The following is a 21,990-nucleotide window of genomic DNA, read 5'->3' on the forward strand; positions in this document are numbered from 1 at the left end:
CCCACACAGATTGTCTGATAAATTGTTAAAGAGCAGTGCCGCTTCGCTTTTTCTCAGCGGCGCGGGGTGCGTATATTACGACTTCCCGCTTCAGAGTCAAGCGTTAATTTTCGCTTTTCCCTGCCGAACTCCCCGGAGGGACTTCGCTGACCGGCCGGCTTATTTGCCGTTGTTCCGTGTCAGTGGTGGCGCATTATAGGGACTTCTCTGACGGTGACAAGCCCTGTTTTCAAAAAATAAATCAACCGTCTCTTTTTTGCCCAAATTGCCTTTAAAGTGGCAGTTTTTCGAGCTTTGCGAAGCCGTATCGTTGCAGAACGGGTAATAATTGCGCAGTTTCCGGGCTGAGCGCCATGCAGTACGCCACATTTTCATCGCAAGATTTTGCATCAGGCGCTTCATGCTCAAGCAACCAGACGGTTCGTCTGGCTATCGCCGCGCCGGAATCCACCAGCCGGGTGCCATCCGGCAGTACGCTGAGCAGCTCATCCTGCAATAAAGGGAAATGGGTGCAACCCAGCACAACCGTATCCGGCGGCTCCGGCATCCGCAGCCAGGGCTTCAGGATGCGACGCAGCTCGTCGAGGGAGACCGGCTCACCATGCAGCTTCGCCTCAGCCAGTTCCACCAGCTCCGCCGATCCCAGCATTTCAATCCGGCATTCGTTAGCAAAGCGGGAAATCAGTTCGTGAGTATAAGGACGGCGCACCGTCGCGCGGGTCGCCAGTAGCCCCACCACGCCGTTCGCCGTTAAGCGCGCAGCGGGTTTAATCGCGGGAACCACGCCCACGACCGGGAACGCGAATTTTTCGCGCAGGGCCGGAAGGGAAACCGTACTGGCGGTATTGCAGGCAATAATGGCAATCGCCAGGGGATAACGCTGCTGAACCGCAGTGACGATGTCTACCACGCGCTCAACGATAAATTCTTCGGTCTTTTCACCGTACGGGAACGCGACATTATCGAACGCGTAGATGTAATGTAGATCCGGCAGCAGTTGCCGGATCTCATCATAGACAGACAGCCCACCGACACCGGAGTCAAAGACCAGTACGGTGGGACGCGCATCAGAAGGTGTAGCTGCCTGACAAGGTGTATTCTCGTCCAGCAGTTTGGTAGCCATAAGCCGTCTCGTAATCTTTATCCAACAGATTACCTATTTTACCACGAACTGTGAGGTGAGACGTTACCGGATATGATGCGGAAATATCGACAGTGCTGTAGCTCGGTAATACCCGCTGCTCAGGATTATATCTTGACGAGCGGTTATCATAGCGGCGGCCAAAGTACTGCCATGCGATATCCATATCCACATCAAACATCGTCCAGTCGAGCTGATACTTTGCCTGGCGTTTAGCGCGGCGCGGCAGCACTTCATCGGTTTCATCGTCACGCGGGTCGATGTACTGCAACGTTACGCGATGAGAGAAGATGCCGGTATCCACATTACCCGTCCACTCCACGCCCTTAATAGTGGCGGAGTTGATGTTGTAATACGCCGTCTGGCTGTAAGTCACCAGATTATCGATCTCATAGCGATACGCGGAGAGACGCCAGTCCACCGGGCCGGTCAGGCCTTCAAGCCCGGCTTCCCACTGTTTCGACTCTTCCGGTTTGAGATTCGGGTTAGAGGCGATACCGAAACGCTCTGCGCCGTACTGCTGCCCCAGAGACGGTGCCAGGAAGCCGGTGCCGTAAGAAACGGTCACGCGATAGTCATCGACAAACTCCCAGCCCGCGGCAGTCTGCCAGGTTCCGTGCCAGCCGAATTCGTCATCATGGTCTTCACGGCCAGACGCTTCCAGGGTCACATCGCCAAACTGCTGCTGACCGGTGAGATACAGGCCGGTGTTTTCACGTTTATACACGTCGCGCGCGTAGTTATCTGAGGAGGTCAGACGCTCCTGCTTCCAGTCAACGCCTGCGCTCACCGAGCCGTGGCCGACCACCACGTTATTGCCCCACTGGATATAACGCTGTTCCATATCGTCCAGCGTGGTGCCGTCGTTATAGCGGCCATAAATGCTGCTGTAGTTGTAATCTTTACTCTTCTGATAATTGGCGATCAGCTGAGAAGAATAGATGCCGGAGTTAAAGCGCAGGCCGGTATCCCAGTTCTGGCTATACAGCTGGCGTTCATCGCCGCCCGCGTCGTAGCCGTAGTTACCCTGATCGTAATCGACGTTATTGGTAAAGCTGTAGCCGCGGAAGAAGCCGTCAAAATTATCATTGAATTTATGTTGCAGGCTGCCCCAGAAGGTTTTGTTGCGATAGCCGTCGCGATCGTCGTCACGCGCCCAGGAAGAGTCCGGCTGAACGTTGAATCCTTTGGTGCTGGTATAGGCACCTGCAACCGTCGCCACCGTATCGCCAAAACGCTGATGCAACGCGCCGTCATAGGTCTGATAGCTGTTAGAACCCACGCTGGCGTTAATCTGCGATTTCTCATCCCCGGTTTGGGTAATGATGTTTACCACGCCGCCAATCGCGCCGGAGCCATACACCGCCGAACGTGGGCCGCGGATAAACTCGATACGCTGCACTAAGGAAAGCGGAAGTTGATTCAGTTCGGGATCGTTAGAAATACCGGAACGCGCCACCGGCACGCCGTCGATCAGCATCAGCAGCTGTTTGGCTTCGGTACCACGCACGTACACGGAGGCGGACTGACCCATTCCGCCGTTCTGCGCGATATCCACGCCAGGGAGACGGCGCAGCACATCCACCACCGTGCGCGCCTGCCATTTGTCGATCTCTGCGCGAGTCACCACGTCGGTGGGAGCAAGTACGGTATTGACGGGCTGTTGGAAACGGTTGGCGGTCACCACCATGGTGTCGGCACTGCTTTGCGCCCAGACGGAAAACGCCGTAACGGAAAGGCCCGTCAGCAGCGCGAGTTTTTTTATCATCATTATATAAAGCATCCAGCTAATAAAAGGATGCCGCACTCACGACCGATAGCACGCGATGATCGTGAAAATTGCGACGTATTCCGGCAGGTCTTCGGGCTTGGAGGCGTTTACTGGACGAAGACTTCCCACTTTATTAAGCAGTGTCTGCACGAATGCGTTCGTCCCACCTGTCTTTACCGCTGCGCGTCAGCTCCAGATTTTCACTGGATTCCCATTTTTATCTTTTCGAACCGGAACGCGAATGCTACCTGCATCGCCATATGGATGTCCAGACTTCCATGCGTAAACAGCCATACAAGGCTGGACATCACGGCTGCAATCCCTACAATCCCCTGCGTAAATTTTTATCACCAGGAACGCATGATGACGCCAGAGCACCTCCCCACCGAACAGTACGACGCGCAGCTGGCCGAGAAGGTAGTCCGTCTGCAGGAAATGATGACGCCTTTTAACGCCCCTGCGCCGGAGGTGTTCCGCTCGCCGCTCAGCCATTACCGGATGCGCGCCGAGTTCCGTATCTGGCACGATGGCGACGACCTGTATCACATCATTTTCGATCAGCAGACTAAACAGCGAATCCGGGTAGATAGCTTCCCTGCCGCCAGCGAGCTGATTAACGCCCTGATGAGCGCGATGATTGACGGCGTGCGCAATAATCCGGTGCTGCGCCATAAGCTGTTCCAGATTGACTATCTCTCCACGCAAAGCGATCAAGCCGTGGTGTCGCTGCTGTATCACAAGAAGCTCGATGAAGAATGGCAGGCGCAGGCCACCGAGCTGCGTGATGCGCTGCTCGCTAAAAATCTCAATGTGCATCTGATTGGCCGCGCGACTAAAACCAAGATCGCACTCGACCAGGATTTCATCGACGAGCGCCTGGTGGTGGACGGCAAAGAGATGATTTACCGCCAGGTAGAGAACAGCTTTACCCAGCCGAATGCCGCCATGAACGTGCAGATGCTGGAGTGGGCGCTGGACGTTACCCGTGGCTCACAGGGCGATTTGCTGGAGCTGTACTGCGGCAACGGTAACTTTTCGCTGGCGCTGGCGCGCAATTTCCGCCGCGTGCTGGCCACGGAAATCGCCAAGCCGTCGGTAGCTGCCGCGCAGTACAACATTGCCGCCAATCATATCGACAACGTGCAAATTATCCGCATGGCGGCGGAAGAGTTTACTCAGGCGATGAACGGCGTGCGTGAATTCAACCGCTTGCAGGGGATCGACTTAAAAAGCTACCAGTGTGAAACGATCTTCGTCGATCCGCCGCGCAGCGGGCTGGATGACGAGACGGTGAAGATGGTGCAGGCGTACCCGCGTATTCTGTACATTTCCTGCAATCCGCAGACGCTGTGCCAGAACCTGGAAACCCTGTCGCAAACCCACAACGTGGAGCGGCTGGCGCTGTTCGATCAGTTCCCTTACACCCACCATATGGAATGCGGCGTACTGCTCAGCGCGAAAAGCCGCTAAAAAGACAAAACCCCAAAACGTGTTTTTGGGGTTTTTTGCATCTGGCCGGATTATTCAGTGACGTGGTTCGGGCGATTACGCAGGCGGTAACCAATCCAGAACAGCAGCGCCACCGCCAGCACGGACGGCAGAAAGTTGGAGCCGATGGCCGGGTATTCCGCACGCACCACCGCGCTGTAAACCAGCACGCCCAGAATGAAGCAACCAGCGGCAAGGCTCGGCAGGCCCACCGGCATGGTGCGATCCTGGTAACGCTGATGCAGGCAATACACCGTCAGAACCAGTGCGATAATCGGGAAGACAGAAAACGGCACTACGGAGCTGAACAGCGCCGCGAATGTGCCATTAACAGAGAGGCCGGCGATTAATGCCAGCAGTAAGGTGCCTTTTTCTTGATATGACGGTTTCATTGCTCGTCCTTCACTAGTCGGAATGTTGCGCTAACTTTTCTTGTTCGCGGCGATACCAGTAATACGCGCCTTTGGAGATCATCCGCAGTTGCAATACCAGCCGCTCTTCGAGTTGACGACGCTGCTCGGGGCCAACGTCGAGGGCTTCCGCGCCGGCGCTGAACACGATGGTGACCATCGCTTCGGCCTGCGCTTCAGTAAAACTTCGCGGCATGTGACTTTCGAGTTCCAGATAGTCGGCAAGTTCCGCAATAAAATGCTGGATTTCCCGGGCCACCGCGGCACGAAACGCCGCCGAAGTACCGGAGCGCTCGCGCAGCAATAAGCGAAACGCGTTAGGGTTGTTGCCGATAAACTCCATGAACGTGGACACAGAGGTGCGGATCACGCTGCCGCCTTTGGCGATGCGCTGGCGCGCCTGGCGCATCAGCTGGCGCAGCATCAAACCGCTTTCATCCACCATGGTCAGCCCCAGTTCATCCACATCTCTGAAATGCCGATAAAAGGAGGTGGGCGCAATACCCGCCTCACGGGCGACTTCACGCAGGCTCAGACTGGCAAAACTTCTTTCAGCGCTCAGTTGGCTGAACGCCGCTTCTACGAGCGACCGCCGGGTACGTTCTTTCTGTTGCGCTCTTACACCCATCACGTTGCCTGAATCCTTCCTGTCGAATGGCACACTGCCAGCCAATAAAATTACCGGGTTTATACTGGATTGTGAATGACTGTTTACGCGAGCTGTCTCGCGTTCCTCAGGAAAAAGCACAGTAACAATTGGGTTATCGTCCCGATAATGTTACCATTCTGTTGTTTTTATGTATAAGAACAGGTCTGCCTTACCATGCCACACACCTACGATTATGACGCAATAGTGATTGGTTCCGGCCCCGGCGGCGAAGGCGCTGCTATGGGACTGGTTAAGCAAGGAGCACGGGTCGCGGTCATTGAGCGCTACCACAACGTCGGCGGCGGTTGTACCCACTGGGGCACCATCCCGTCGAAAGCACTCCGTCATGCCGTCAGCCGCATTATTGAATTTAACCAAAACCCGCTTTACAGCGATCACACCCGATTACTCCGTTCATCCTTTGCCGATATCCTTAACCACGCCGACAGCGTGATTAACCAGCAAACCCGCATGCGACAAGGCTTTTACGAGCGCAACCGCTGCGAGATTTTGCAGGGTGACGCCCATTTTGTGGATGAACACACCCTCGCGCTGGTATGCCATGACGGCACGGTGGAGAACCTGACCGCCGCGCAGTTCGTCATTGCCTGCGGGTCGCGCCCGTATCACCCGGAAGATGTCGATTTCACCCATCCGCGCGTCTACGACAGCGACTCGATCCTCAGCCTGCACCACGAACCTCGCCACGTGATTATTTATGGCGCAGGGGTGATCGGCTGCGAATACGCGTCGATTTTCCGCGGGATGAACGTCAAGGTCGATCTGATTAACACCCGCGACCGGCTGCTGGCGTTCCTCGATCAGGAGATGTCCGATTCGCTCTCCTATCACTTCTGGAACAGCGGCGTGGTGATTCGCCACAACGAAGAGTACGAGCGCATCGAAGGGCTGGACGACGGGGTGATCATGCACCTGAAGTCCGGTAAAAAAGTCAAAGCCGACTGCCTGCTGTATGCCAACGGACGCACCGGGAATACCGATTCGCTGGCGCTGGGTAACATCGGTCTTGAAGCCGACGGGCGCGGGCTGTTGAAGGTCAACAGCATGTACCAGACCGCACTGCCGCACGTGTATGCCGTGGGCGATGTGATCGGTTACCCGAGCCTGGCATCAGCCGCTTACGATCAGGGCCGCATCGCGGCGCAGGCGATGATCAAAGGCGAAGCCAGCGCGCATCTGGTGGAAGATATCCCGACCGGTATTTACACCATCCCGGAGATCAGCTCAGTGGGTAAAACCGAGCAGCAGCTCACCGCGATGAAAGTACCGTATGAAGTGGGCCGGGCGCAGTTTAAGCACCTGGCGCGGGCGCAAATCGTTGGGATGAACGTGGGCACGCTGAAGATCCTCTTCCATCGCGAGACGAAAGAAATTTTGGGTATTCACTGTTTTGGCGAGCGCGCGGCCGAAATTATTCACATCGGCCAGGCGATAATGGAGCAAAAAGGTGGCGGCAACACCATCGAATACTTCGTTAACACCACCTTTAACTACCCGACCATGGCGGAAGCCTATCGGGTAGCGGCACTGAACGGCTTAAACCGCCTGTTTTAACGCCGGGTCGAAATGGCCATCCATTTTTGAGCGGATGGCCTCCGCCAGCTGTTCGTAGCGGTTACGCAACGGCGAGCCTGGACGGTAAACCAGACCCACGGTGCGACGCGGCTCCGGCTTAAAGCATTGCAGATACACCACGCCGTCGCGGCGGCGCTCGTTGGGCACCGCCAGCGCGGGCAGTAAGGTGATCCCGCTGCCCGCCGCAACCATGTTACGCAGCGTTTCCAGGCTGGTTGCCCGGAAGTGGGTATCTTCATCCGCGCCTGCTTCAAAGCAGAAGCCCATCGCCTGGTCGCGCAGGCAGTGGCCGTCTTCCAGCATCAGCAGCTTTTCACCCGCCAGTTCGGACATCGGCACGCGTTCGCGCCCCGCCCACGGATGATCTTCATAGACCGCCAGCAGCATCGGCTCATCAAACAGCGGCACCTCGATAAAGGCTTCGCTCTCTTTCACCAGCGCCAGGATCGCACAGTCGAGCTTGCCGCTATCCAGCTGCGCCAGCAGCTGATGGGTCTGCGCTTCATGCAGGTACATTTCGAGTTTCGGGAAAGTCTGGTGCAACATCGGAATGATGTGCGGCAGCAAGTACGGGCCTACGGTCGGGATTAAGCCAATATGCAGCGGGCCGGACATCGCCTCGCCCTGTTGGCTGGCCATTTCCTTTAGCACTTTGACTTCGCGTAATACGGTGCGCGCCTGATCCACCAGCAGCAAGCCAGCCTGAGTAAACAGGACTTTTCGGCTGGTGCGCTCAAGCAACATCACACCCAGTTCGTCCTCCAGCTTGCGGATTTGTCCGCTTAAGGTCGGCTGGCTGACATGGCACGCATCGGCGGCACGTCGAAAGTGACGGTGCTCGGCCAGTGCGACCAGGTATTCAAGATCACGAATATTCATTAATCATCCTCCGCCGCCACGATAGCCCATGGCGATAGATAGAATAGCAACCAACGATTATCCCTATCAAGCGAAATGACAAATAATAGCCAACAACGAAGCGACACTGCCTTACCCCGCAATGTGAGCTGAAAAACCCTCAACGGAATAACTAAAGCCAACGTAAATTTTTAGCGGACTTGATGTCCGCTTTTTTTTTGCAAAAAAAAGCCTGGCACCACGCCAGGCCGAGTGGAGCAAAATACGATTACGCTAAACGCGCTTTCGCTTCGCTAATTGCGGTTGCGACCTGCTGCGGCGATACGCCGCCTTTTGCCGAGCGCTTATCAAGACAAGATTGCAGCGACAGGATCGGATACACATCGTCGCCAATCACGGTACTAAATTTCTGTAAATCGGCCAGCGGCAGGGCTTCCAGCGCTTTGCCCTGGCGAATGGCTTCTACCACGGTTTCACCCACGATATGGTGCGCTTCGCGGAACGGTACGCCTTTGGCGACCAGGTAATCGGCCAGTTCGGTGGCGTTGGCGTAGCCCTGCTCTGCTGCTTCCTGACAACGCGGGCGTTTCACCTGAATGCCGTCCAGCACCAGGGTTGCCATCTGCAGGCAGTCAAACCAGGTGTCGAGCGCATCAAACAGCCCTTCTTTGTCTTCCTGCATATCTTTGTTGTAGGCCAGCGGCAAGCCTTTCAGGGTCATCATCATGCCGGTTAACGCGCCCTGCACGCGGCCACATTTGCCGCGAATCAGCTCCAGCGCATCCGGGTTTTTCTTCTGCGGCATCAGGGATGAACCCGAAGTCACGCGATCCGACAGCTCAACAAACGCCGCTTCGCCGGTATTGAAGAAAATCAGGTCTTCAGCAAAACGGGAAAGGTGCACCATGCCGATAGAGGCATCGGAAAGCAGTTCCAGCACGTGGTCGCGGTCGGACACGCTGTCCAGACTGTTGCGGGTGGCGGAGGCAAAACCCAGCCAGCCAGCCAGCTGTTCACGGTCGATATCGTAAGCGGTGCCTGCCAGCGCGCCGCAGCCCAACGGGCTGACGTCCAGACGTTTCAGCGTATCCTGCAAGCGGCTTTCATCGCGGGCCAGCATTTCAACGTACGCCAGACACCAGTGAGCAAACGTCACCGGCTGGGCGCGCTGAAGATGGGTGTACCCCGGCATTACCGCGTCCTGGTTACTGGCGGCGGTTTCCACCAGCGCGCGTTGCAGTTCGCGGGTCGCATTCAGCAACTCGCCCACGGTCATCTTGCACCACAGCTTCAGGTCGGTGGCGACCTGATCGTTACGGCTACGCCCGGTGTGCAGCTTTTTACCCAGCTGGCCGACTTTATCGATCAGCTTGCCTTCCACCCAGCTGTGGATATCTTCGGCATCGCTCTCAAGAATTTGCTGCGGGTTCGTCTGCACTTCTTCCAGCAGCGTTTGCAGCGCCTGCTCAAGCTGCACCTGCTCATCGGCAGTGAGAACGCCCACGGTCACCAGCGCTTTAGACCAGGCGACAGAGCCCACAATATCCTGCTCCGCCAGGCGATAGTCGAATCGCAACGAGTCGTTGAACTGTTTAAACCGCTGATCCGCTGCCTGAGTAAAACGCCCACCCCAAAGTGCCATAACCCGCTCCGTAAATGTTAATCCAGTCGATAAAATCAAGGCGGATATCGCTACCCGCCAGGTTTGCTACGTTAACGCTTAAGACAACACGTCTGATTATTTCTTTTGCTCGTTCAGCGCACGGATACGTGAAGAGAGCGAGAACAGACGGATAAAGCCGCCCGCGTGGCTGTGGTCATACACTTCGTCTTCGCCGAAGGTCGCGAACTCTTCGCTGTACAGGCTGTTAGCGGATTTCTTCTGGATCGCCGTCACCTGGCCTTTGTAGAGTTGCAGTACCACTTCACCGTTAACGCCTTCTGCCAGCGATTCTGCCGCTGCCTGCAGGGACTGGCGCAGCGGTGCGAACCAGCGGCCATCGTACACCACGTAAGACATCTCCAGGCCAACCTGCTCGCGCCATTTGAAGCTATCGCGGTCCAGCACCAGTTGCTCAACGCCGCGCAGCGCCGCCATCATGATGGTGCCCCCCGGGGTTTCGTAGCAGCCGCGGGATTTAATGCCCACCAGGCGGTTTTCCACGATATCGATACGGCCCACGCCATGTTTCGCACCGAGTTTGTTCAGCACTTCCAGGCACTGGAACGGGCTCAGGAACTCGCCGTTTACGGCAACCACTTTGCCTTTCTCAACGGTGACGGTGACCTGCTCAGGCGCGTCCGGGGCTTCCTGCGGATCGACGGTCCAGACCCAGCAGTCTTTGTTGGAGGCATTCCATGGGCTTTCCAGCACGCCGCCTTCAGTAGAGATATGCCAGGCGTTCTCATCACGGCTGTAGATTTTTTCCAGCGTCGCGGTGGTCGGGATATCGCGCTCTTTCAGGTAATCCAGCAGCGCTTCACGGGAACGCAGGTTCCACTCGCGCCATGGGGCAATCACTTTCAGGTTCGGGACCAGCGCCGCCCAGGCGGATTCAAAACGCACCTGATCGTTGCCTTTACCGGTCGCGCCGTGGCACAGCGCATCCGCGCCGACTTTCATCGCCACATCCGCCAGCGCCTTCGCGATCAGCGGGCGCGCCATGGACGTCCCCAGCAGATAGCTGCCTTCGTACAGCGCGCCGGTTTGCAGTACCGGATAAACGTAATCTTTGATGAACTCTTCACGCGCATCGACCACATAGCACTCGCTCGCGCCGGTGCGCAGGGCTTTTTGCTCAACGCCTTTCAGATCGTCACGGTCCTGGCCGATATCCACCACGCAGGCCACCACTTCGCAACCTTCATAGTTTTCTTTCAGCCATGGAATGATCGCGGAGGTATCCAGGCCGCCGGAGTAAGCGAGAACAACTTTTTTGATGCCGTGGTTTTGCATTTTCTTTTTCCTTTATGAAGCTTTAATTAGGCTAAGATCCGGGTGCCGATGGCTGTCCCGTTAAACAAAGAGGGTAACTGCTCGGCATGGCGCCAGGAGGCGATATCCACCGGGCGGCCCAGCGTGCGCGCCGCATCCAGCGCCGCATTCACTTTCACCACCATACCATCGGTGATGATGCCCTGGGCAATCAGCTGTTCGGCTTTTGCGGCAGTCATCTCAGCAATGCGCTGCCCTTTGCCGTCCAGAATGCCGCTGACGTCGGAAAGCAGGATCAGATCCGCACCGAGGGTGGCGGCCAGCGCCGTAGCGGCCTGGTCAGCGTTGACGTTCATCAGTTCGCCCGCATCGGTCACGCCGATAGAGCTGACCACCGGCATAAAACCAGCGTCCAGCAGGGTAGTAATCAGTTTTGCGCAGCCCGGTTCGGCTTTGCCGACGTGGCCAAGCGCATCATCCAGCTGGCTCACTTTTACGCTGTCGCCGTCGCCAAGATACAGGCCCACCGCCGGCAGCTGATGTTTCTTCGCCCAGGCCAGCAGCGTTTTGTTGGCGCTGCCCGCCAGCGCGCCGGTGATGATGTCAATCTGATCGGCAGGCGTGACGCGCAGGCCGTTTTTCTTTGTCACCGGCAGATTGAGCTTCTTCATCAGCTCGTCCACCACGCAGCCGCCGCCGTGGACAATCACCAGCGGGCGCTGGTGGGTCTCGCGGTAGTTAACCAGCGCGGTGAACAGACGCTCCAGCGCCTCTTCGCTATCCAGCAGTACGCCACCTAATTTGATAATTAATGGATTCATCATTGCACCGTTAAATAAGTGACTGAGTTTCAGCGAAGCCGAAACGAATATTGGCACACTGCACCGCCTGCGCCGCAGCGCCTTTCAGCAGGTTATCTTCCGTGGCCACCACAATCAGATGCTCGCCCTGAACAGCAAAACCGATATCGCAGAACGGCAAGCCCACCACATTTTTCAGCGCCGGAACGCCCTTCTGATACAGACGCACCAGCGGTTTATCGCCGTAGGCGTCGCTGAACGTCTGCGCCACCTGTTCAGCCGTCACGCCCGGTTTCAGGCGGCAGGTGATGGTTTCTAAAATCCCGCGTGGGAAGTTGCCCAGATGCGGGGTAAAAATCACCTGTGCGCCCAGATGGGTCGCAATTTCCGGCTGATGGCGATGGGTAAATACGCCGTAGGGTTGCAGGCTCACTTCGCAGAAGCTGTTGGACATCGCCGCCTTGCGCCCTGCACCGCTCACGCCGCTGGTGGCGTTGATCACTGGCCACTGGGCCAAATCCAGCAAATTGTTGTCGATCAGCGGCTTAAGCGACAGTTGCGCCGCCGTCGGGTAGCAACCCGGTACGGCAACCAGTTTGGCTTCTTTCAGCGCGTCGCGGCTCCACTCCGCCAGACCGTACACCGCCTGCTCCAGCAGTTGCGGATGCTGATGGGAGAACCCGTAGAATTTTTGGTAAAACGCCGCATCGTTCACCCGGTACGCGCCGGATAAATCGAACACCACGCAGCCTGCGTCGAGGAACTGCGGCGCCAGGTCGTGACTCACTTCGTGCGCCGTGGCCAGAAACACCACGTCAACGCCCTGGGTGAACTCGCTGATATCGGACATCGGCATCAGCGGCAAATCGACAATGCCTTTCAGTTGAGGATGCAAATCGGAGAGTAATTTTCCTGCATCATTGCTTTGCGCTGAGACCGTCAATGCGGTTATGTTCATATGTGGATGGCGATTGACATAGGTCGCGAGCTCTGCGCCGGTATAACCACTGGCACCAACAATCAGCGTATTCAACATCGGGGCTGTTCACCTTCTTTATCGTCACGAGAAATTACCTGGGGCAAAAGCGTCTGCTTTTGCCACGTTAGCGAGCGTTTTCAGGAGGCTGCGCGATGCGGTTCCTTTTTGCTCACCGTTAATGTATTTTTATTCACTTAATTTGCATGAATATTGATACTATCACGACCTAAGGTATGTCAACAGTGAAAATGAAATTACCGCCGTTTATCGAGATTTACCGCGCATTAATCGCGACTCCGTCCATCAGTGCGACCGAAGCCGCGTTAGATCAGAGTAATGCGTCTTTAATCAATTTACTGGCGTCCTGGTTTGGCGATCTGGGTTTTAACGTTGAAGTTCAGCCGGTTCCGGGAACTCGCAACAAATTCAATATGTTGGCGAGTATCGGCCAGGGCGCGGGCGGATTACTGCTGGCAGGCCATACCGACACGGTGCCGTTTGACGACGGGCGCTGGACGCGCGATCCCTTCACCCTGACCGAGCACGACAACAAGCTGTACGGTCTGGGCACCGCCGACATGAAAGGTTTTTTCGCCTTTATTCTTGATGCGCTGCGCGATGTGGACGTGACGCAGCTGAAAAAGCCGCTCTACATTCTGGCGACGGCGGACGAAGAGACCAGCATGGCGGGGGCGCGCTATTTTGCCGAAACCACCCAGCTGCGCCCGGACTGCGCGATTATCGGCGAACCGACCTCTTTGCAGCCGATCCGCGCGCATAAAGGGCATATCTCCAGCGCGATCCGGGTGCTGGGCCAGTCGGGCCACTCCAGCGATCCGGCACGCGGCGTAAACGCCATCGAACTGATGCATGACGCTATTGGCCGTATTCTGGCACTGCGCGATAACCTGAAAGAGCGCTATCACTATGAAGCCTTTACCGTGCCGTATCCGACGCTCAATCTCGGCCACATCCACGGCGGCGATGCGGCCAACCGAATTTGCGCCTGCTGCGAGCTGCATCTGGATATTCGCCCGCTGCCGGGGATGACCCTTAACGATCTTAATGGATTACTGGAAGAAGCCCTGGAACCGGTCAGCAGCCGCTGGCCTGGCCGTCTGAACGTGGCAGAGCTGCACCCGCCAATCCCTGGCTACGAATGCCCGCCGGATCATCAGCTGGTGAAGGTGGTGGAGGAGTTACTCGGCGCGCAAACCGATGTGGTGAACTACTGCACCGAAGCGCCGTTTATTCAGACGCTCTGCCCGACGCTGGTACTTGGCCCCGGCTCCATTAACCAGGCACATCAACCGGACGAATACCTGGAAACCCGGTTTATTAAACCGACCCGTGAACTGATTACCCAGGTTGTTCATCACTTCTGCTGGCACTGATCTGCATCACCCTCCCGTTACGTCGGAGGGTGACTTTTGTCACATTTCCATAAGTAATGCTTATCTGGCGCGAAACGAATTAAATTTCGTAAATTGTCGCGATTTATTCGTTTGCTGAAGCGATTTCGCCGCAATTGACGAATGGTGGTTTACGTGGCTTTATAAAAGAAAAGACGTAGTTCAAGTCCGAAAGATTTCGGGGGCGCTGCCAACGCGGCTGTGGTTCGAAATATTGAGGACATATACATATGAGATGGGGTGTCTGGGTTTTATGAACGAACAATATTCCGCTTTGCGTAGTAATGTCAGTATGCTCGGCAAGCTGCTCGGGGATACCATCAAGGATGCACTCGGAGAGAACATTCTTGACCGCGTAGAAACAATCCGCAAATTGTCGAAGTCCTCACGTGCTGGCAATGAAGCAAATCGGCAAGAACTGCTGACCACGCTGCAAAATCTGTCCAACGATGAGTTACTTCCGGTGGCCCGCGCCTTTAGCCAGTTTCTGAACCTGGCCAATACCGCCGAGCAATACCACAGCATCTCCCCCAAAGGAGAAGCCGCCAGCAACCCGGAAGTGATTGCCCGCACGCTGCGTAAACTCAAAGACCAGCCGAACCTGAGCGAAGCGGCGATTAAACAGGCCGTTGAGTCGCTTTCCCTGGAGCTGGTGCTGACCGCACACCCCACCGAAATTACCCGTCGCACGCTGATCCATAAAATGGGCGAAGTGAATAACTGCCTGCGTCAGCTCGACCATAAAGACATCGCCGACTACGAACGCAACCAGATCACCCGCCGTCTGCGCCAGCTGATTGCCCAGTCCTGGCACACCGATGAAATTCGTAAAAACCGCCCTTCCCCCATCGACGAAGCGAAATGGGGTTTTGCGGTGGTGGAAAACAGCCTGTGGGAAGGCATTCCCAGCTATCTGCGTGAACTGAACGAACAGTTGCAGGAGCACCTGGATTACAAACTGCCGGTGGATTTTGTGCCGGTGCGTTTTACCTCCTGGATGGGCGGCGACCGCGACGGCAACCCGAACGTCACCGCCGATATCACCCGCCACGTGCTGCTGCTGAGCCGCTGGAAAGCCACCGACCTGTTCCTGCGTGATATTCACGTCCTGATTTCCGAACTGTCGATGGTGGAATGTACCGACGAGCTGCGCGAGCGCGTCGGCGAAGCGGGGGCATCTGAGCCGTATCGCTATCTGCTGAAAGGCATTCGCAGCCAGCTCACCGCCACTCAGGCCTGGCTGGAAGCGCGCCTGAAAGGCCAGAAACTGCCGAAGCCGCAAGGTTTGCTGACCCAAAATGAGCAGCTGTGGGAGCCGCTTTACGCCTGCTATCAGTCGCTTCAGGCCTGCGGCATGGGCATTATCGCCAACGGCGAATTGCTTGATACTCTGCGCCGCGTGAAGTGCTTCGGCGTACCGCTGGTGCGTATCGATATCCGCCAGGAAAGCACTCGTCATACTGAAGCGCTGGGTGAACTGACCCGCTACCTCGGCATTGGCGATTACGAAAGCTGGTCAGAAGCCGACAAACAGGCGTTCCTGATCCGCGAACTGAACTCCAAACGTCCGCTGCTGCCGCGCCAGTGGGAGCCGAGCGAAGAAACCCGTGAAGTGCTGGACACCTGCCGGGTGATCGCCGAAGCGCCGCAGGGCTCTATCGCCGCCTACGTAATTTCGATGGCGAAAACCCCGTCCGACGTGCTGGCGGTACATCTGCTGCTTAAAGAAGCGGGCATTGGCTTTGCGCTGCCGGTTGCCCCGCTGTTCGAAACCCTCGACGACCTGAATAACGCTAACGACGTGATGACCCAGTTGCTGAATATCGACTGGTATCGCGGCTTTATCCAGGGCAAGCAGATGGTGATGATTGGCTATTCCGACTCTGCAAAAGACGCAGGCGTGATGGCAGCCTCCTGGGCGCAATACCAGGCACAGGATGCGTTAATCAAAACCTGTGAGAAAGCGGGTATCGCCCTGACGCTGTTCCACGGACGCGGCGGCTCCATTGGTCGCGGCGGCGCGCCTGCCCATGCGGCGCTGCTGTCTCAACCCCCGGGCAGCCTGAAAGGCGGCCTGCGCGTGACCGAACAGGGCGAGATGATCCGCTTTAAATACGGCCTGCCGGAAATCACCATCAGCAGCCTGTCGCTTTATACCGGCGCGATCCTCGAAGCTAACCTGCTGCCACCGCCGGAGCCGAAAGCCGAATGGCGTCACATCATGGACGAGCTGTCGACCATTTCCTGCAACATGTATCGTGGCTACGTGCGTGAAAACGCCGACTTCGTCCCCTATTTCCGCTCCGCAACGCCGGAACTGGAGCTGGGCAAACTGCCGCTGGGTTCGCGCCCGGCGAAACGTCGCCCGAACGGCGGTGTGGAATCCCTGCGCGCCATTCCGTGGATCTTCGCCTGGACGCAAAACCGCCTGATGCTGCCCGCCTGGCTGGGCGCAGGCGCGGCGCTGCAAAAAGTGGTGGAAGACGGTAAGCAGGGCCAGCTGGAAGCCATGTGCCGAGACTGGCCGTTCTTCTCGACCCGCCTCGGCATGCTGGAAATGGTGTTCTCCAAAGCCGACCTGTGGCTGGCGGAATACTACGATCAGCGCCTGGTGAAGAAAGAGCTGTGGCCGCTCGGCAAAGAGCTGCGTGAGCTGCTGGAAGCCGACATCAAAGTGGTGCTGGATATCGCCAACGACTCCCATCTGATGGCGGATCTGCCGTGGATTGCCGAGTCGATCCAGTTGCGCAATATCTACACCGACCCGCTAAACGTTCTCCAGGCCGAGCTGCTGCACCGCTCCCGCCTGACGGAAGAAGCAGGCAAAGAACCGGACCCGCGCGTTGAACAGGCGCTGATGGTCACCATCGCTGGCGTTGCTGCCGGTATGCGTAACACCGGCTAACGCTCCTCCGCCCCGGCATCGTCCGGGGCGTTTATTTCTCGCCGCTGGCGACTCCACACCCCATACGTAGATGCGCCAGAAGCCTTCTTCCATTATTTAACTCATTTGTTGGCGCACCGCTGCATTATCTGGCGGCTCATGATATTTGGGATACGGCTATTGAAAAAGCGCTGGCGGGATATGATGAACGACATGCCCGGCAGCGTTATGCGCCGGGCATGCTTTGAGGAGTTTATACTGTCGGGCGAACGCCCAGGGTATGGCAAATGGCGTAGCTCATTTCCGCGCGGTTCAGGGTATAGAAGTGGAAGTCCTTTACTCCTTCGCGGCTGAGGATTTTCACCATGTCCATGGCGATATTCGCGCCCACCAGCTTGCGGGTTTCCGCATCGTCATCCAGGCCAGAGAACATCTGCGCCATCCACGCCGGAATACGCACGTTGGTCATATCAGCGAATTTTTTCGCCTGCTTGAAGTTAGATACCGGCAGAATGCCCGGAATGATTTCCACATCGATACCGGTCGCCGCGCAGCGGTCGCGAAAGCGCAGGTAGCTTTCCACATCGAAGAAGAACTGGGTGATGGCGCGGTTGGCACCCGCGTCAATTTTGCGCTTCAGATTCAGTAAATCCGCCTGGGCGCTTTTCGCTTCCGGATGCACTTCCGGGTACGCCGCCACGGAAATATCAAAATCCGCCACTTCTTTCAGCAGGCCCACCAGATCGGCGGCATACATGTCCGGCTTTCCGCTGCCCGGCGGTAAATCGCCGCGCAGGGCCACGATGTGGCGAATGCCGTTTTCCCAGTAATCACGAGCGATAGTGCGCAGCTCATCACGGGTGGCGTCGATGCAGGTCAGGTGCGGTGCCGCTTCCAGACCGGTGCGATCTTTAATGCCTTTGATAATGCTATGGGTGCGGTCGCGCTCGCCGGAGTTTGCGCCATAGGTGACGGAAACGAATTTTGGCTTCAAGCTGCTCAAACGATCGATGGAATTCCACAGGGTCTGTTCCATTTCACTGGTGCGCGGCGGGAAAAACTCAAAGGAAACGTTAATACGCCCGGCTACTTCGGCCAGACTCTGATTCAGTGCTTCCCGCTGGTTGGCGTGAAAAAAGCTCATACCCTTACCTCATCACTCGCTTGTCATTATTGGCTGTTGTGTTTTTTTGACTTCTATACGTTTAGACGTCCAGATGTAAAAATGACGGAAAAGCGCCATCGCGTCAACTGAAAAATCACCAGAATGAATTGAGGAATATTCAGCGAACGTGAAAAAAATTCAGGATGAGACGTCACAGAAAGGGAAAGCGCCTTTTGCCAGCGGGGGCGGAAGGCGCATATCAGGTTACAGCAGCTGGGCCAGGCGGTTGAGATCGGACTGAATCGCCCCGGCGGTGACGTCGCGTCCGGCACCCGGGCCACGGATCACCAGCGGGTTATCGCGATACCAGCGGCTTTCGATGGCAAACACGTTGTCGCACGGCAGCAGTGACGCCAGCGGATGCTCAGGACGCACCGCCTCCACGCCGACGCGCGCTTTGCCGTTGGCATCGAAACGCGCCACATAGCGCAGCACCAGGCCCATTTCCCGGGCGGCTTCCAGGCGTTGCACCATCTGGTCGTTCAGCGCATCGCCGTTTTCAAAGAAGTGATCCACCGACCCATCTTCGCAACCCTGCGGCACCAGCGACTCCACGCGCACCTGGTCAGGTTCGATGTCGTAGCCCGCTTCGCGCGCGAGGATGACCAGCTTGCGCATCACGTCTTTCCCGGACAGATCGACGCGCGGGTCCGGCTCGGTTAAGCCCTGCTGCCAGGCCTGATCCACCAGGTCGGTAAACGGCACGCTGCCGTCAAATTGCAGGAACAGCCAGGAGAGCGTCCCGGAAAAAATGCCGCTGATGGCCAGAATCGAATCGCCGCTGTCGCGCAGATCGCGCACGGTATGGTTGACCGGCAGCCCTGCGCCCACGGTGGCGTTGTACAGCCAGTGACGGCCCGTTTTGGCGAACGCATCGCGGATTTGGCGATACTTGTTGCTGGTGCTGGCACCCGCCAGCTTGTTGGCGCTGATCACGTGGAAACCGTGGCTGGCGAAGTCCAGATACTGATCGGCCAACTCTTCGCTTGCCGTGACGTCCAGCACCACCAGATCGTCATACGGATGGTTGCGCATCCACAGGAACAGCGACTCTTCATCGTGATCCTGGGCTTCGTCATTAAAGAAAGCTAAGGCGCGGCTGGCGTCCAGCCCCTGATAACTCAGCAGGCTGCGGCGGCTATCCACCACGCCCGCCAGCACAAATTCAAAACCAGTGCGGGCGGAAAGCGTTTCCTGCTCGCGGGCGAACAGTTCCAGCCAGCGGGAGCCGATATTGCCTTTGCCGAACAGCATCAGGCCGATACGTTTCTCGGCGCGGAACAGCGTCTGGTGCAGGCCCTGAATCAGGCTTTCGGTAGGGCCGACGCGCAGCACGGCCACCAGGCTGATGCCCTCTTCCGATTGCCAGATAAACTCCACCGGCTGATCTTTCAACTGCTGCCAGAAGCGGTGGCTGTGCAGCGGGTTGCGGCACACGCCCGCGCCCACCATCGCCACCAGCGCTAACCCTTCACGCAGGCGCAGTTCGCCCGGCAGCGCGGCGGCTTCCAGGGTACTGAACGCGCTGCCCACGACTTCCGAGGTGTAACACAGTTGCAGTAAACGGCGGTCGGGATGAACGCCAATCGACAGCGGGCGGATCTGCGCACGCTTCAGTACGTTCAGCGTGTCCTGATGCGCCAGTTTGAAATCCTGATCCGGGGCCACCAGCAGTTCAATCAGGCACACATCGTCATGGCTGGTGACAATGCGCGCACCGGTGCCGGAAGCCAGCACACGCTCAATGCGCGTGGAGCCCTGCTCCGGGTTGTAGCTGCAACGCAGCTGCAAATCGATATCGCTGCCGGAAACCGGCTGAAGGGTACGGGCGTGGAGCACCGGGGCGGCAAGGCGCGCCAGTTCGCTGGCTTCATCCAGCCGTAGTAACGGCAGCAGACAGGCGTCTTTCACTTTACGCGGGTCGGCGCTGTATACGCCCGCCACGTCGCTCCATATAGTGACGCGGGAAACACCGCCCAACGCGCCAATTTGGGTTGCAGAATAGTCAGAGCCGTTACGCCCCAGCAGTACGGTTTCACCCGCGTTATTGCGGCAGATAAAGCCCGTCACCACTACGCGTTTGCCGGGATGCTGGACCAGAAGCTGCTGCAATAAAGGATAAGAGAGGCCTTCATCCACCTGCGGCTGCGCGCTGCGCTCGGCGCGTAAAAATTCGCGCGCGTCCAGCCAGGTGGCGTCAATGCCCTGGAGATTCAGCACGGCGGACATCAAACGCGCCGACCAAATCTCGCCGTGGCCCACCACTTCGGCATACACCGCATCGGTAATGGTGCCGTCGAGCAGCGCCGCCAGGCGCTCCAGATCGTGGATAAAGCCGCTAATCAGATCGTCCGCTTTATCGGCGGGCAGCAGCCCGCTAATTAATTCGCTCTGGTAACGGCGCAGCGCCTGCTGAACCTGATGGGCGGACAGGCGATCCGTCTGGCTCAGTTTCAACCAACTGATCAACTGGTTAGTCGTGCTGCCTGCGGCGGAAACCACCATCATGTCGTCCGGCTGCGAATACTCGGCCATAATGCCGGCCACACGCTGGTAACACTTCACATCCGCAAGGCTACTACCACCAAATTTATGCAGCTGACGACCTTTCGCCCCTGCAGGCGCTGAAACACTCATGCTTACCCCTTAGCCGCTGCCCGGAAGCCATTTTCCAGGTCAGCAAGTAAATCTTCACTGTCTTCAATACCGGTCGAGATGCGCAGCAGCGTCTCGGAAATACCTGCGGCGGCGCGCGCTTCAGGTGCCATGCCCGCATGGGTCATGGTCGCGGCATGGGAGATCAGGCTTTCCACCCCGCCGAGCGATTCCGCCAGTGTAAACAGCTCAAGCGCGCCAAGGAAGCGGCGCAGCGTCTCTTCGTCGCCGTCGATTTCAAAGCTGAGCATCGCGCCAAAACCTTTCTGCTGGCGAGCCGCGATCTCATGGCCCTGGTTTTCCGGCAGAGAAGGATGATACAGCTTTTTCACCAGCGGTTGGGTCTTCAGATAGTCGACAATCGCCAGCGCGTTACGCTGCGCGATATCCATACGCGGCACCAGCGTGCGCAGGCCGCGCAGTAATAAATAGCTGTCAAACGCCGCGGCGGTGACGCCAACATTATTCGCCCACCAGGCCAGATTAACGGCGGTCTCTTCATCACGGGAAATCACCACGCCAGCCACCACATCGGAATGGCCGTTGAGGTATTTGGTGCAGGAGTGCAGCACTAAATCGGCACCGAGCGACAGCGGATTTTGCAGCGCCGGGCTCAGGAAAGTATTGTCCACCACGCTTACCGCCCCGGCTTCGCGGGCCAGGCGGCAGATTTTTTCGATATCCACCACGCGCAGCAGCGGGTTGCTCGGCGTTTCGATCAGCACCAGCTTCGGTTTTTCCGCCAGCGCCGCTTTCAATGCCGCGTCATCATTTTGATCGACAAACAGCACCCGGTAGCAACCGCGTTTCGCCAGGCTATCGAACAGGCGGTAGCTGCCGCCGTAGCAGTCGTGCGGCGCAACCAGCAGATCGCCCGGGTTCAGATAAACCGTGGTCACCAGATGGATTGCCGACATCCCGGTATTGGTCAATACCGCCCCTGCGCCGCCTTCAAGTTCCGCCAGTGCGCGCTGGGTCACATCACGCGTCGGGTTACCGCGGCGAGAATAGTCATGGGCGCGCGGCTCGTTAAAGCCGGTGAAGTTATAGGTGCTGGAAAGATGAATGGGCGGGACAACGCAGCCGTACTGTTCGTCATCGTTTAATCCACTGCGTACTGCGATGGTGGCCTGTTTACGTGTCATGTTGAGCGGCTTCCTGGCTGAAGGACTGATCCCGGCCTTTTCGCGGGATAATCGGGAATCGGTTCAAAGTCTGCCCACAGAGTAACCACAGAAGAAATGGAC

At 57.3% G+C, this 21,990-nt stretch carries 16 protein-coding genes and 1 riboswitch; of the genes, 4 read left to right on the plus strand and 12 right to left on the minus strand.

What is annotated here, in order from left to right; all coding sequences use genetic code 11:
* Positions 1 to 271: 271 nt before the first annotated feature.
* On the minus strand, positions 272 to 1,123 hold the full coding sequence (murI, locus tag FND52_RS20200) for a glutamate racemase (protein ID WP_125294921.1): 852 nt from the start codon (positions 1,121 to 1,123) through the stop codon (positions 272 to 274).
* Positions 1,068 to 2,909, minus strand: a complete 1,842-nt coding sequence (btuB, locus tag FND52_RS20205) for a TonB-dependent vitamin B12 receptor BtuB (protein ID WP_144133077.1) — start codon at positions 2,907 to 2,909, stop codon at positions 1,068 to 1,070. Before btuB ends, murI begins: the two co-directional genes overlap by 56 nt.
* A gap of 68 nt (positions 2,910 to 2,977) precedes the next feature.
* Positions 2,978 to 3,162, minus strand: a riboswitch (cobalamin riboswitch).
* A gap of 113 nt (positions 3,163 to 3,275) precedes the next feature.
* Here btuB and trmA point away from each other — a divergent pair.
* The gene (trmA, locus tag FND52_RS20210; protein WP_144132952.1) at positions 3,276 to 4,382 is read left to right on the plus strand and encodes a tRNA (uridine(54)-C5)-methyltransferase TrmA; all 1,107 of its coding nucleotides are present in this window, start codon (positions 3,276 to 3,278) and stop codon (positions 4,380 to 4,382) included.
* Between the two features lie 50 nt (positions 4,383 to 4,432).
* Here the strand turns inward: trmA and FND52_RS20215 are convergent, their stop codons facing one another.
* Positions 4,433 to 4,792: a YijD family membrane protein gene (locus tag FND52_RS20215; protein ID WP_125294923.1), complete on the minus strand. Its 360-nt coding sequence runs from the start codon at positions 4,790 to 4,792 to the stop codon at positions 4,433 to 4,435.
* A 13-nt stretch (positions 4,793 to 4,805) separates the two neighbouring features.
* Positions 4,806 to 5,441, minus strand: coding sequence for an HTH-type transcriptional repressor FabR (gene fabR / locus FND52_RS20220; RefSeq protein WP_040460042.1), 636 nt, complete (start codon positions 5,439 to 5,441; stop codon positions 4,806 to 4,808).
* Between the two features lie 192 nt (positions 5,442 to 5,633).
* Here fabR and sthA point away from each other — a divergent pair, with 192 nt between their 5' ends.
* Entirely contained in the window at positions 5,634 to 7,034 is a 1,401-nt protein-coding gene (gene sthA / locus FND52_RS20225) for a Si-specific NAD(P)(+) transhydrogenase (protein ID WP_125294924.1), read from the plus strand.
* Here sthA and oxyR read toward each other — a convergent pair.
* From oxyR to argC, 5 genes are all read right to left on the minus strand, one after another.
* Positions 7,017 to 7,934: a DNA-binding transcriptional regulator OxyR gene (gene oxyR / locus FND52_RS20230; RefSeq protein ID WP_125294925.1), complete on the minus strand. Its 918-nt coding sequence runs from the start codon at positions 7,932 to 7,934 to the stop codon at positions 7,017 to 7,019. The genes sthA and oxyR overlap by 18 nt on opposite strands.
* A gap of 247 nt (positions 7,935 to 8,181) precedes the next feature.
* Positions 8,182 to 9,555, minus strand: a complete 1,374-nt coding sequence (gene argH, locus FND52_RS20235) for an argininosuccinate lyase (protein ID WP_125294926.1) — start codon at positions 9,553 to 9,555, stop codon at positions 8,182 to 8,184.
* A 96-nt stretch (positions 9,556 to 9,651) separates the two neighbouring features.
* On the minus strand, positions 9,652 to 10,869 hold the full coding sequence (locus tag FND52_RS20240; RefSeq protein WP_144132954.1) for an argininosuccinate synthase: 1,218 nt from the start codon (positions 10,867 to 10,869) through the stop codon (positions 9,652 to 9,654).
* Positions 10,870 to 10,895: 26 nt separating this feature from the next.
* Positions 10,896 to 11,672: an acetylglutamate kinase gene (gene argB / locus FND52_RS20245; RefSeq protein WP_144132956.1), complete on the minus strand. Its 777-nt coding sequence runs from the start codon at positions 11,670 to 11,672 to the stop codon at positions 10,896 to 10,898.
* A gap of 7 nt (positions 11,673 to 11,679) precedes the next feature.
* Positions 11,680 to 12,684, minus strand: coding sequence for an N-acetyl-gamma-glutamyl-phosphate reductase (argC, locus tag FND52_RS20250; RefSeq protein WP_144132958.1), 1,005 nt, complete (start codon positions 12,682 to 12,684; stop codon positions 11,680 to 11,682).
* A gap of 185 nt (positions 12,685 to 12,869) precedes the next feature.
* Here argC and argE point away from each other — a divergent pair, with 185 nt between their 5' ends.
* A complete protein-coding gene (gene argE, locus FND52_RS20255; protein ID WP_144132960.1) occupies positions 12,870 to 14,021 on the plus strand; it encodes an acetylornithine deacetylase in 1,152 nt (383 codons plus the stop codon).
* A 271-nt stretch (positions 14,022 to 14,292) separates the two neighbouring features.
* Complete coding sequence (ppc, locus tag FND52_RS20260; RefSeq protein WP_125294931.1) at positions 14,293 to 16,944, plus strand: phosphoenolpyruvate carboxylase; 2,652 nt, start codon at positions 14,293 to 14,295, stop codon at positions 16,942 to 16,944.
* Positions 16,945 to 17,176: 232 nt separating this feature from the next.
* On the opposite strand, the gene metF is transcribed toward ppc, so the two are convergent.
* The 3 genes from metF to metB all read right to left on the minus strand — a co-directional run bounded on the left by metF (position 17,177) and on the right by metB (position 21,888).
* Positions 17,177 to 18,067, minus strand: a complete 891-nt coding sequence (gene metF, locus FND52_RS20265) for a methylenetetrahydrofolate reductase (RefSeq protein ID WP_125294932.1) — start codon at positions 18,065 to 18,067, stop codon at positions 17,177 to 17,179.
* A 225-nt stretch (positions 18,068 to 18,292) separates the two neighbouring features.
* Complete coding sequence (locus tag FND52_RS20270; protein WP_125294933.1) at positions 18,293 to 20,725, minus strand: bifunctional aspartate kinase/homoserine dehydrogenase II; 2,433 nt, start codon at positions 20,723 to 20,725, stop codon at positions 18,293 to 18,295.
* A gap of 2 nt (positions 20,726 to 20,727) precedes the next feature.
* Positions 20,728 to 21,888 carry a cystathionine gamma-synthase gene (gene metB / locus FND52_RS20275; protein ID WP_144132962.1) on the minus strand — a complete coding sequence of 387 codons (1,161 nt, stop codon included), beginning with the start codon at positions 21,886 to 21,888 and terminating at the stop codon, positions 20,728 to 20,730.
* Positions 21,889 to 21,990 lie beyond the last annotated feature (102 nt).

Origin of the sequence: Atlantibacter subterraneus (genome assembly GCF_007570865.1) — a bacterium.
Lineage (GTDB): Bacteria > Pseudomonadota > Gammaproteobacteria > Enterobacterales > Enterobacteriaceae > Atlantibacter > Atlantibacter subterraneus.